Origin of the sequence: Terrimonas ferruginea DSM 30193, assembly GCF_000425585.1 — a bacterium.
In the GTDB taxonomy this organism is placed as follows: Bacteria; Bacteroidota; Bacteroidia; order Chitinophagales; family Chitinophagaceae; genus Terrimonas; species Terrimonas ferruginea.
Map to the genome: position 1 here is coordinate 26,665 of NZ_AUDS01000020.1, position 12,933 is coordinate 39,597.

Annotated in this window: 12 protein-coding genes; all 12 read left to right on the forward strand. The window is 45.4% G+C overall.

Annotated elements, in window-relative coordinates; translation table 11 throughout:
• The first annotated feature begins 26 nt into the window (after window positions 1-26).
• The 12 genes from H608_RS0107840 to H608_RS0107900 all read left to right on the forward strand — a co-directional run bounded on the left by H608_RS0107840 (window position 27) and on the right by H608_RS0107900 (window position 12,933).
• On the forward strand, window positions 27-545 hold the full coding sequence (locus H608_RS0107840) for a glutathione peroxidase (RefSeq protein WP_028787195.1): 519 nt from the start codon (window positions 27-29) through the stop codon (window positions 543-545).
• An 88-nt stretch (window positions 546-633) separates the two neighbouring features.
• Window positions 634-1,836 (forward strand): DNA polymerase III subunit, encoded by a 1,203-nt coding sequence (locus tag H608_RS0107845; protein WP_028787196.1) that lies wholly within the window; start codon window positions 634-636, stop codon window positions 1,834-1,836.
• Between the two features lie 379 nt (window positions 1,837-2,215).
• Window positions 2,216-3,220, forward strand: a complete 1,005-nt coding sequence (locus H608_RS0107850; RefSeq protein WP_162142853.1) for a helix-turn-helix domain-containing protein — start codon at window positions 2,216-2,218, stop codon at window positions 3,218-3,220.
• 29 nt (window positions 3,221-3,249) lie between these two features.
• Window positions 3,250-3,462 (forward strand): hypothetical protein, encoded by a 213-nt coding sequence (locus H608_RS0107855; protein WP_028787198.1) that lies wholly within the window; start codon window positions 3,250-3,252, stop codon window positions 3,460-3,462.
• Window positions 3,463-3,537: 75 nt separating this feature from the next.
• The gene (locus tag H608_RS0107860) at window positions 3,538-3,801 is read left to right on the forward strand and encodes a hypothetical protein (protein WP_155990089.1); all 264 of its coding nucleotides are present in this window, start codon (window positions 3,538-3,540) and stop codon (window positions 3,799-3,801) included.
• Between the two features lie 151 nt (window positions 3,802-3,952).
• On the forward strand, window positions 3,953-5,659 hold the full coding sequence (locus H608_RS0107865; protein ID WP_028787200.1) for a phage tail family protein: 1,707 nt from the start codon (window positions 3,953-3,955) through the stop codon (window positions 5,657-5,659).
• A gap of 103 nt (window positions 5,660-5,762) precedes the next feature.
• On the forward strand, window positions 5,763-6,143 hold the full coding sequence (locus tag H608_RS21650; RefSeq protein ID WP_038007735.1) for a hypothetical protein: 381 nt from the start codon (window positions 5,763-5,765) through the stop codon (window positions 6,141-6,143).
• 185 nt (window positions 6,144-6,328) lie between these two features.
• Entirely contained in the window at window positions 6,329-6,763 is a 435-nt protein-coding gene (locus H608_RS0107880; RefSeq protein WP_028787201.1) for an N-acetylmuramoyl-L-alanine amidase, read from the forward strand.
• 23 nt (window positions 6,764-6,786) lie between these two features.
• A complete protein-coding gene (locus H608_RS0107885; RefSeq protein WP_028787202.1) occupies window positions 6,787-7,023 on the forward strand; it encodes a hypothetical protein in 237 nt (78 codons plus the stop codon).
• Complete coding sequence (locus H608_RS0107890) at window positions 7,010-7,588, forward strand: hypothetical protein (RefSeq protein WP_028787203.1); 579 nt, start codon at window positions 7,010-7,012, stop codon at window positions 7,586-7,588. The genes H608_RS0107885 and H608_RS0107890 overlap by 14 nt, the downstream gene beginning before the upstream one ends.
• A 115-nt stretch (window positions 7,589-7,703) precedes the next feature.
• Window positions 7,704-11,081 (forward strand): hypothetical protein, encoded by a 3,378-nt coding sequence (locus H608_RS23515; RefSeq protein ID WP_155990090.1) that lies wholly within the window; start codon window positions 7,704-7,706, stop codon window positions 11,079-11,081.
• 70 nt (window positions 11,082-11,151) lie between these two features.
• Window positions 11,152-12,933, forward strand: coding sequence for a hypothetical protein (locus tag H608_RS0107900; protein ID WP_028787204.1), 1,782 nt, complete (start codon window positions 11,152-11,154; stop codon window positions 12,931-12,933).

Genomic DNA, 12,933 nt, shown 5'->3' on the forward strand with positions numbered 1-12,933 from the left:
TTGACAACAATAAAAACACACATAACATGAAAACACTGATTGCCGCACTGATCCTGTCTATCACCATGACAGGTTCCTCTATTTACGACTTCAAAGTGCCAGGTCTGGAAGGTGGTACCATTGACTTTTCAAAATACAAAGGCCAGAAAATCCTGATCGTCAATACCGCTTCAAAATGCGGACTGACTCCGCAATATGACGACCTGGAAAAACTTTACAAGCAATACAAGGGCAAACTGGTGATCGTGGGATTTCCAGCCAACAACTTTGCCGGCCAGGAACCGGGCACTAAAACAGAAATCGCCGAATTCTGTAAAAAAAATTACGGTGTTACCTTCCCGATGGCCGATAAGGTTTCGGTGAAAGGCGATGATATTGCTCCCATCTTCAAATACCTGGTGGATGAAGCGGCCAAAAAAGGCATTAAAGATCCGATCAGCTGGAACTTCACCAAATTCCTCGTGGATGAAAAAGGGCAACTGATCACGGTGTTCAGCCCACGTACCAAGCCGATGAGCGAAGAAGTGCTGAAGTATCTGAATTAAGAATGTGTAAATAGGTAAACGTAAAATAGGAGCCGGCTTGCCGGCTCTTTTCATGCCTGCGTCGGACAGGTAACTTATATTTGCAAGGATGCAATTCAAAGACATTATCGGGCAGGAAACGTTAAAGAAGGAACTCGCCGACCTCATGCAGGAAAACCGGCTGGCTCATGCTTTATTGTTTTTGGGAAAAGAAGGAAGTGGCGCATTATCGCTGGCGATGGCGCTCGCGCAATACGTGGTTTGTGAAAAGGTGAACAATAACAATGCAGCCCCTGCAGGACCTTCGTTATTTGGTGAAGAACCCGAGCCTGTAGCCAAACCATCCATCTACGACAGTTGCGGCGAATGTGCTGCCTGCGTAAAAGCGGCACAATATGCGCATCCCGATATCCACTATTCCTATCCGGTGGTTACGAAAAAGCCGGGCAGTCCGCCGGTCAGCACCGATTATATCACAGAGTGGCGCGAGTTCATGAAGGCTTATCCTTATGGAAATGTTTATGACTGGCTGCAATTCATTGGTGCAGAAAATAAGCAGGGCAATATCACCGCGCATGAATGCAATGAAATCATCCGCAAACTGAATCTTAAAAGTTTCGAAAGCGTTTACAAGGTGTTGGTGATGTGGTTGCCGGAATACCTGGGCAATGAAGGAAACAAACTGCTTAAACTAATTGAAGAGCCGCCGGCAAATACTTTATTCATTCTCGTTGCTGAGAACGAATCGATGATCCTGCAAACGATTCTCAGTCGTTGCCAACTGGTAAAAGTGCCCATGCTCGAAACGCGCGACATAGAAGCGGCGCTCATCAGCCGCAACAAAACCGATGCATTAGTGGCGCGGCAGGTAGCGCAGGTGAGCGAAGGCAATTATCGTGAAGCGCTGCAGCAGGTGCAACATGCCGATGAAGACTGGCAGGGTTTGTTAAGAGAATGGCTGAATGCGGTATTGAAAAACGGTCCTGTTGCCCAGACCAAATGGGTGGATGAGATCAACAAGTTGGGACGTGAAAAGCAGAAGCAATTCCTGCGTTATTTCAATCACTTGCTGGAACAGGCGGTTCGCCTGCGTGTGTTGGAGGAAACGGCGGGGCAGTTGATGCCCGAGCGCGAAAAAGATTTTGCTAATCGTTTAAATAAGATTGCCGGCATAGAGCAACAACAGGCAATCATTGAAGAGTTAGACAAAGCTGCTTACTATATAGAACGCAATGCCAATGGCAAGATGTTGTTTCATGCGCTCACCATTAAGCTGTATCACATTATCAGGGATAAGGTGGTGATGTTGTGAAAGGCTTAAGGTATAGGGCGTAAGGCGTAAGGCAAAAGGTATAAGGCGTAAGGTCCCTCAGGCCGATACTTCGGCCTCCCGAAGGGTGGTCCCTGAGGTCCTCGAAGAGTGGTCCCTGAGGTCCTCGAAGGGTGGTCCCTGAGGTCCTCGAAGGGTGCGAGTCGGGCACTTTCTTTCCTAATTCAACAAAAAATTCAGGCTGTCAATTACTATACGAAAAAACGAGCACATTAAAATGCTAAAAATAGTAGTATTTATAATTCATTGAATTATAATAAATAAACATACATAAAAGATATTTGTTACTTTTTTTTAGTTTTTACAAATAAACGGATAACTTTGGAAGAGCAACCTTTCCATGAAAGTTATCAATCCCCGTATGATCGTTTTGGCCCGTGAATCACGCGGCATGACGCAGCAGGAACTGGCGGGCAAAATCGATTCTTACAAGGTAAATATCTCGCGTTTGGAAAGAGGACAAGCCGATGTCAACGACGAATTATTAGAGCGTTTGTCGGAGGCCACCGGCTACCCCGTACAGTTTTTTTATCAGCCCGGCGAACCATTGCCTTTATATATGGCCTACCGGAAACGACAGCATGTGCCAGCCGCCGTATTGAACCCGATCGAGGCCCAGGTGAATATTGTCCGGTTGAATGTTGAATTGCTGACAACCTTGCGCAACATGGCTCCGCCACAATTACCCTTGTATGATCCCGGGAATCCGGCTAAAGCAGCGGCCCTGCTTCGCAAAGAATGGTTGTTGCCCGCGGGGCCGGTAGGAGAACTGATGTCTTTACTCGAGCGGAAAGGCATCATGATCCACGAACTCGACTTCAATACCACGCGTGTCGACAGCCGCAGCCTTACCACGGAGAATGGTTTTCCGCTGATCATACTCAATACAGTATTGACCGGCGACCGTCAACGTTTTTCGCTGGCTTATGAATTAGGGCACCTGGTACTGCACCGGGGATTGACGCCGGATCCTGAGAGCAACATATCTCACAATGCCAATGTATTTGCTGCGGCCTTCCTCATGCCAGAAGAAGATATCCGTCCTGATTTTGTGCAGGGAATAACGTTGCCGCTGCTGGCGACGTTGAAAAAGAAATGGCAGGTGTCGATGATATCCTTATTATATCGTGCGGATGATCTCGGTTTCATCACTGCCAATCAGAAACGTTATCTGCTGCAGCAATTCAATCAGCAGGACATCAGAAGGCATGAACCCGAAGAGCTGGAGGTGCAACCGGAAACACCCGGTTCACTTCATCTGCTGACGGAAGAATACAGGAACCGGCAGGGATTGGGCGTAATGGAAATGGCCGCTTTGTTATCACTCGATGTAAGTGAATATATCGGATGGTACACACGCGCATGATTATGTAAAAAACTAAAACGATGATAGTGATGAGCAAAGAGAGAAAGGTGGTGGAAACAAAGGTGTACAGCATTGGTGAACTGGCGCAACTGTATGAAATCAGTGTGCGTACCATGAACCGCTGGCTGAAGCCGCATGACGAAGTGATCGGTAAAAGAGTAGGAAGGTTTTACACTGTAAGACAGGTGTCCATTATTTTCGACAAGCTCGGATTGCCCAAAGACTATGAGGCCGGCTATTGAAGGAGAATGATTGTTAATTGGATGAAGCCACTGCGAAGTGGTTTTTTTTATGTGCGGAATCGGTATCTTGACGGCATGTCGGATAAGCTGATCGCATTGGCAGATAAACTAAATGAAATGGGCTACTGGGCTATTTATCGTCCGGGAGTCGACATCTTATTTTGTACTGTTCACACCCAGGATGAACAGGAAGCGACTGAAATGATGACACACTTAACACTGGATGAAGGAAAATACCAGTTCACTTATTTTAGCGATCAGCTACCTGTTATCATAGAGTTTGATACAGAAGATGAATTATTATCTTTTATAGAAGAACATTATTGGAAGGAAAATTAACCGCCGCCCGGCGGTTTTTTTATGCCCGAAACTTCCTGTTTCTACGCATTTATTCCTTTGCCTTCCTTTTGCTGCGCATACGTGCGCAAACCTGCCCAAACCGGACAACGACCCCTCTCTGCGGTAGTATGTTTGTTTGAAACTACGAGCCATGGGTCAATCTTTTACTTCCCCGTTCAGGGATAGTGACTTCGGGGAATACTGGGATCTTGCAGAACGGTATGAACGGAATACGCAGGCGCACATAGATGGTGGCGCCCGCAATGAGCGCCGGAATAATTCTCCGATTGATGAAGCGAGAACGGCATTGGTGATGCGGTCGTCAGAAGCCAATCTCCATGAAACACATAAAAATCTGATAGCAGAGCCTGCGGAGATCATAGCCTTCATCAGTCTCAACGAAACGGAAGCTAAAAAAGTGATCAGCCGGTACGCCGGTACTATGCGTAGCACAGATACGCTGGAAGAATTCTCGGGTTTTAATCACCTCCTGGTAGAAAAATTTGTAAGCGTTGGTCTTGGTTACAAGTTAACGTCGCTGGAATACAACCAGGAAGATTTTTCGAAACTGACAGAAATCCTACTACAATGGCTGTTTCCCTATTCTGAACTGGTACAGCAACATTACTTCAATGATGTTTATACACTCGTAAAAAAAGAATACGACTCGCAGCATGGCGAAGAGTTAAATACCGTACAACAGATCATTCTATTTGTTGCCAGGTTGTTACAATTACCCAAAGACCTGCTGGTTTTTTTACTGAAGAAACTTGCGGTCCTTCTAAATGAACTTAAGCTGGAAAACAAGCGGTATTGGTTGCCCGGAAACAGGAATGAAAAAGGACGGCTTGATTATACACCTTTGCTGCCGGTCAATATTCAGGGACCTTATGAGCTGGTGGAAAAGGCATTCTCGAAGATTGATTCGGTGATTACTTTATTCCTGGGTGAACCGCATGATGAGGTGGATGATCCGGATAAGAAAGGAGTGCTTGCTTTTCTGCGTCACTACTATGGTGAGATAAGAAAAACACTCCGGGAGTTCAACGGGGTAGTAAAAGAACTGGTCACTACTTTACAGGAAGCCGTCTATATCCTCAATGCATTTATCGTTGGCATTTACAATGGCGTAATCAATGTGGTGACAGGTTTTATACGGCTGGTTGCCGTTGTATTGGATTTGATGGATGCGGAGCGACTCCGGCTGTTCCTGGAGGGATTGAAAAAACTGCGGGCACAGATCCGCGAGAAAGGTTTTCTCACGTTCATGAAAACAGTGCTGAGTCAGCTCATCAGTGAGTTGAAGAAACGGTATTCGTCCGACAAGGGCATTTACGAACTGGCCAAAAACCTGGGTGAAGATCTGGCGGAGCTGATTGTGGATACAATTATAGCGCTGGCTACGGGAGGCGCGACGATTATAGATAAGATTAAAGTATTTTTGAAAGGATTATTGGAGCTCATCCGGAATCCGAAGAAGAAGTTGTCGGACGTTGCAGATTATTTGAAGAGGAAGGGCTTCGCCATCAAAAAGAGGATCAAGGAATTCAAGGTCGAGGACCTGCTGAAGTGGGACAAGGAAGACTGGATGGCGGCGAGGATTCTTCAGTTTAGCGACGACGGAGAAGCGTTTCGAAACGCAATTAAATTGCGTCAGCGACCCGAAGAAAATTTGCTTAATATTGTCACGCATGGATCACCCAGAAGCATTATGTATGAAGGTCGATGGGTGAAGGCTGAAGAATATGCACGAATACTTAGACAGGAAGGTTGGATCGATGGAATGCCGATCCGACTGGTAGCCTGTCCTCAGGAGTTTCATCAAAAGGCTTTGCCGCAAAGCTTGCCAAACTCTTGAATGTTGAAGTGGAAGCTCCAACTAAGCGCGTTGCTGTCGATGATTTTGGTGATTTTATTCATGACGATAAAGGAAAATTTGTAACATTTAAACCATAGTACTAATGAAATTCGTTGGATTTATAGCAGAACATGCAAAAGACCCGTTTGCTCAGAAAAGATCTTATTATTTCAAAGAGAAAGATATTAATCCGAATAAAGACGATGTATTAGCCTATCTAAAAAGAGGAGAATTGTGCGTACCCTTAATGGGCGGAGCGGAAGATGTCGATGAAGAAATGATTGGCCTGATATCCATTTATACTGATGGCGAATGGCTATGGCCGAAATATTTTATCAATTATCTGGAGAAGTATCCCAACTTCAAAATCGAGGAAGAATTCGTGCAACACGTGCTTAAAAATAGGGCCAAAGAAGTCACGGTAACAGAAGAAGAGGTTTCCAAACTAGAGAAGGAATTTTACCGGATTGCCGGCTTTAAATAATCTCCCATAACGTCAGTCATAACCGCCACCCGGCGGTTTTTTTGTGTCCGAAACCTCCTGTTTCTACGCATTTATTCTTTTAACTACACATAGTTACCCAAACCTGCTCAAACCGGACAACGACCCCTCTGTGCGATAGTATGTTTGTGTTGTAATCAACGACGAATACAACTAAACAAAACAGCATGAAAAGAGATATCAGATACATCGTGGTGCATTGCACGGCCACGCCTCCTCACACGCAGATTTCCAGCATTCAAAATTACTGGCAGACCAAACTCGGATGGAAGAATCCCGGCTACCACTACATCATCAAACGCAATGGAGAGGTGGTGATGCTGCAACCCGAAAGCCGCGTGGCCAATGGCGCCAAAGGCTACAACGAGCATGCTGTTCACGTTTCCTATATCGGTGGGGTGGATGCGACCAACAAACCGGCTGACAACCGCACCGATGAACAAAAACAGACCTTGTTCAATATGCTGATCAGCCTTTCGGAACGCTATCCTTCGGCCGTTATTCTCGGGCACCGCGATCTGCCCGGTGTGATCAAGGCCTGCCCTTCGTTCGACGTAATGAAATGGCTGGCAACTTATGAACCTGTACTTAATCCCGATTAATCAATCTTTAACTACCTACCGCTATGAAAGCTTTTTTACAACAATTATTCAAAGACAAGAACGGCAACTTCAGCCTCCGCGAATTTGCCACTGCTTTGTTCCTGCTCGTGGTTACCGTGAGCTGGGCGGCAGAACAGTTTTTCCACCTCCACATGCCGGAGTACATGTTCTACACATTCGCCACCATGATCGGAACAGGCTGCTTCGGTTATTCGATAGAACGTAAAACCATAAAAAACGAAAAAGATGAAAATCAATAAATACACACTCTTGCTGGCCGGAGGATTGATGGCGGGCGCGGCAACAGGCTATCTCTTTACCTGCAACCAGTCACCTGTTTACCCAAAGGTGAACGATATCCGTAAAGCTGTTGAGAAAAACGAAGCTGCATTCAATAAAAGGATAGCCGCTGTGCATACAGAAGAAAACAAGGCAGCGCTGAACCTGGCTGCCACAAAAAGCAAGCTGGAACAAACCACCTCGCAAAAACAGGAACTGTATAAAACACTCAAAGAAGTAGTGGTCAGTAATGTGGCTGATACTTTCATCGCTGTTGTCAATGAGTCGGATAGTTTGTTCCGCCAGGTCATTCACCAGCAGGACACATTGCTGAACATAAAAGATACGCTCATCGCCGTTCATCAGTCTGCTTATGCATCCTTGCGCGCATCTTTTGATCAGAGTTGGCAGCAACAGGAAGCTTTGCTTCACATAGACAAACAACTGACGAAGGACTTGAAGAAACAGCGACGCAAAACAAAACTGGTGGCCGTGTCTTCCCTGATTGTAACCGGACTGATGGCCGGATACCTGATCAGCCGCTAAGCAACCCATTTCCTTAAAAGAATAAAAAAATAACCTGCCGAGCGGGACCAGGAATCCTATGCCCGCACGAGCCGGTGCCAACCATCTTTTTTCATTTATAAAAACAAAAACAAACATGTCAACAAACACAAACACACTTTTCCGGTTTGTCACAATGCGGGGACCGGAGAAGTTCAAGGATCTCAATCAATTTATCCAGCATCCGGCACCAGACACCGAAGGCCATTTCAAAACTTTGATGTCGGCTCCCTCTGACCAACGAAGAACTCAACGGCAATCGCAGTTAACGCTGGCCGGAACATTTACACCCATAATCGATGATGAAGGACTCATGTCACTGGTCGGGAATGATATGTTTGTTCTCAACCGATGGTTTATGGCTAACCAGCAGAAATTAGCAACAGTACCCGGGTATATCAGCAATTGTCCGGAATATTATCTCGTTGCTCACGATTATCTTTTTTCGTACGCAAAGGCGATTATTGTTTGGGATAATATTTTCTACCAGATAATTACTGGTCAGAATCCGTCAATCCGTGATTCACTAATCAGCCTGCTAGTAGTTGACAGGTTTGTGTCAAATGATGGCGATACACAGCAGCATAAATCGGCTGGCGCGCAGGTAGTCATCCCCAAAAACTTCTTTGGTCTTGCTACCGGCCCGGTTCCCGCAGAAGAAGAGGAAGAAGACGAGGAAGGAAGAACAGGATTTCCCGGCATTGCTACCGGAACCGTGTACGAAAGATTAAATGAAAAGATCGGAGTGGTAAAAGCGAAAGCTAAGGTCAGCGATATCGCGAATGCCGTAAAGGAGATTGAACAGGCGAAGAAAACCTGGGAACGTGCTAACCGTAAAAGCTACGAAGCACAACGCCAGATTCATGATGCCGAACTGGAAGGGGCCATGAAGACCGCTGTACCCGTCATTGACGAGGAAACAGGAAAACCTTATTATGATGGATTGGATTTGCCTGCTTTTTCATTTACGCCCTCTGACCAGTTGACCTCCGGCGTTGCAGCAACATTATCTGATCGTTCACGCCAGATAATTGACGAACTCAATCTGACCTATCCCGCGTCATTCGATGCAGTACTGGAAGATCTCGCCGGATCGCTCCGCCAGGAAACCGATACGGTATTCACAGGTAGTAATCCCGTTCGCCCGGTGATGACGATCGGGGACATACTGATTCCGGTAGATGACGAATTGCCACCGACTGCGCCGGTTCACAGTTACAGCATCCAGCTCGAACAGATAAGCGGAACAAAATACAAAGTGTATCTCGCCATTCACACCGGGTATAACAATCCTGCCGCCCTGGATGCGCGTTATTCTTCCTCTTTTGAGGGTGTGTCGGAACCGGTGCAGTTGTCAGCCTTTAACAGCGAGGCACTCGGCAGTACACTTGTACTTGAACTGTATCCCGATGGTCTCACCGTTCCGGATGGTGTGCTTGCCTTTTCAATCGATGGGGAAGTGACGTTAAGCAATGGTTTGCGTATCATCTTCTCCACTGTATTGCAACTGGAAGGTGGGGCCACCGGTGTGATGAATGTGGATGAAGGCAACGCAGCCGGTCCGGGGAATGTGAACGTGTATGTTCCCACAGGATTCGGCATCAAACAACTCGGTATTGCCGATTACCGGAAAGTAGAGCAAACGGTATGCTGCTATGTACCCGGTGAAGTATCGCATATCGAGAACATCATGGCCCGTGAATACAAAGAAAAAAGTACGCGCCGCTTCCGCAGTTCCGAAGAAACAACCACAACGGAAACGGAAAAAGAAAAGGAGCAACTTACCGATACCACCAGTACCAGCAGGTACGATATGCAGCAGGAAGTGGCGAGCATCATCAACAAAGACTCGAATACCCAGACCAATACCAACTTTTCTGCTAACTATCCGAGCGCTTCCATCAGCATGGCCGCAGGTTACGCACAAAACAACTCGCAGCAGCAATCCAATTCACAGGCGATCAGCTATGCGAAGGATGTGACGGAGCGTGCGCTGGAACGTGTAGTTCAGCGGGTTCGGGAAGAGCGTATAACGAAAGTGGTAGAAGAATACGAAGAGCAGAACAAACATGGATTCGACAACCGCGAAGGCGACAACCACGTTTCCGGTGTATACCGCTGGGTGGATAAGATCTTCAAGAACAGTATCCGCAACTACGGCAAGCGACTGATGTACGAGTTCATGATTCCGCAACCGGCGGTCTTTCACCTCGAAGCATTGAGGAATATTCCCGGAGCAAATCCTGGCGTGATGTTGACAAGGCCTGTCGATCCGCGATCTGAAGAAGCCGGCGTTAACCGCATCGCGACGTTCAACGAAATCACCGAGTTTAACTACAAATACTGGGCTGCAGCTTACAATGCGGAAGTGGAGCCATGCGTAGAAAAACTGAAGACGATCGGCAAATCGTTCTCCGGTGCCAAGTTTGGTGATCACGAGCTGACCGATGGATCTGCTGATCTGCAAATACCTGAGGGATATGTAGCCAAAAGAGCCAACGTGAAATTGTATGCAAAATATGATGGTGATACCAAACAGATGCACTCGTTCGGCGTGAACGTTGGTAACATCAGTCACTGGTACGATGAGCAGCGCTACTCGATCCGCAAAGACGACAACGTATACCTGGAGCTTGACAATTACAAAGGCCAATTGCCATTGAGTTATTTCTGTGAAAACTATCACACGTTCAACATTGCGGTAACGGTGCGTCTTGAAGCCACGGAAGAATTGATCAACAAATGGAAACAGGAAACCTTCGACGCCATTCTGAAAGCTTATAACCAGAAGCGGTTGGAATATGAAGACGCATTGGCAGCGAATAGCCAGTCTGCAAAAGTGAATCCCGGCTTCTTCCGCCAGATCGAAAACACGGTGTTGCGTAAAAACTGCATCACTTACCTGGTAGGTCACAATAACCTGGGTAAGGAGTTGTACAGTGGCGAAGGTGTGATCAATAAAAAGCCACTGGACAACGCCGATCTGGATCAATACAGCAGCCTGGTAAAATTCATCGAACAGGCTTTTGAATGGAATGAGATCAGCTATACGCTTTACCCGTTCTATTGGGCTGGTAAGAATAACTGGCAGAGTCTCTACCAACAAGAAGTAGATGATGCATTGTTCCGCTCGTTTCTGCAGAGTGGCATGGCGAGGGTGATTGCCACGGTTCGTCCCGGATTTGAGGAAGCGGTGATGCACTACATGGCTACCGGCCAGGTATGGAATGGCAGCCAGCCGCCGGTGATTGGTGATGAACTATATCTTTCTGTGATCGAAGAGTTGCGTAATCCTGAATATGAAATAGAAGAAAGCTGGGAAAGCCGTGTGCCAACTTCACTGACAGTGATCCAGGCAGGAGGTATCGCGCTTGATGTGGATGGATTGCCTTGTGCATGTGGTGATGATGAAGAAACGGGGATTTCGCAATCAACTGCGCGCCTGGGCGTGGCGGAAGATCTTCCTACGGAGTAAGCTATCAACAGCAGATTATGGGAGCCGCTGTAAGGCGGCTCCTTTTTTTTCAAGAAAATAATAAAGAGACATGGCAAATAAATTTCCGCAGATGCCGGAAATGTTTTTAGGAGAACGAATGTTAACAAAAGTAGACTCCCCGTTGTCAGAAAGCATTTTTGATGTATCTGACAAATTGACTTTTCAAAAGCAGATGTGGCAAGGCTTTTTTCAAAACGATCCAACTCCTAAATGGATATACCATTTCGAATCTGGCGAAGGTGTACAATTGGCTGTCAGCTACTCGAAGGATAAATTAATTTCTTATCAGAAAGGTAGTGCCTATGATGAGAAAGTAGATATCAGTATTTATTATGAGACAGAAGATGTTCCGGATCCTGTTTGTTTCGTCAAAATGACTGATGAATTATATACAACATTTAATACTCCAGACAAAGGAAAGGAATGGAAAGAGGTGTTTTTGACTACAATAATAGAGAAGGAGGGTCGTCGGGGGGTAAAAATAGATAAAGAGAGACTGAGTAAGGCAATCGATATAACCATTTCCTCCGAAGAAAGAATTGGCTTACTATATCAGATAGCTGTGCTTATCCTGCAAGAGGCTGCTGAACTGATCAGGGGATTTAAAATTTCTGAAAATCATTGGAACCCTGATCATCCAGCTTACGAACCGGGCGCAGATGTGAAACTTCTTGAGTTTGTAACTAAAAATTGGGATTCATTCAAAGAAAATTCAGACTCGTTTCTGGAAAAGGTCGATTCAGCAAGTAAATGGTGTCGTGAACATTTGGGTTTATTAGGTAAAATAGCCGCTTCTATACTTGAACCAATTAATAAGTTTTGTCGTGAAATATTTAATGTACTGGATTCTTTAGTCGATGGATTAAAAAAGGCGATACACTATATAAAGCTTGCCTATGCTTACATATCCGGTGTTATTAACGAAATAGTAGAGATGATTGCATCCATTGTGGATATAGTGGCTTTATTATTCGCGCTTACGAACGAAACGGAAAGGTTCATAATCAAGAGAACCATTGGAAAACTTATCAAGGAATATCTAAATGATCCAGGCAAGATTGTAGATCAGATTAAAAAAGGGTATAGGGATTTTGTAAGTCGCTATAATCAGAATAAGACGGAGTACGAGGTTGCATATAATGCAGGGGAAGATACAGTTCGTTTAATTCTGTTTATTGAGTCGGTAGTGACGATTATAAAAACCATCCGTAATCTTCCAAAAAAATTCGAGAGCCTGCGGAACTATTTGGATAAGCTTTCGAAGAAGCCTAGTGTCAGGAAAAGGATCGATAATAAAATACTTGATGCAATTTGGCGGGCAAGGATATCGCATTATAAGCTGGGCAATAAAAGATTGTTAGAATTGGCGGGAATGCGGAGAAGAAGGGCGAAGAATATTGCCGCAATGCGCGTCAGGGTTGTTTTCGAAGACGGCACCATCGACAACCTGAACTTTATAGCCAATAATAGCGAAAAAAACTACATTACAAATGGCATTCAACTTTCGCCCGGGAAGATAGAAGAACTAAAGTCAATGAAACCGGACTTTTGGGATAATAACCTTAATCGCGTTTTTGATTCCGAGCATAAAATGTTGATTATGTTAGATGAATATATGGCGACGAAAAATATGTCTATTGCCAAAATGCAAATTGAGATCGAAAGTATCTTTAAACCCTGTCGAAAATGCCAAGAGCAGATTTTGCTTAGACAAGAGATGTATAAAGCAGAGGTCAAAGTTTTTAGCCCACGAACTCAAAATATTTTGGGTATGTGGTATGACGTTCCGGGGACGGAAGCATTAAATAAATATTTGAAACGCCTAAAATAA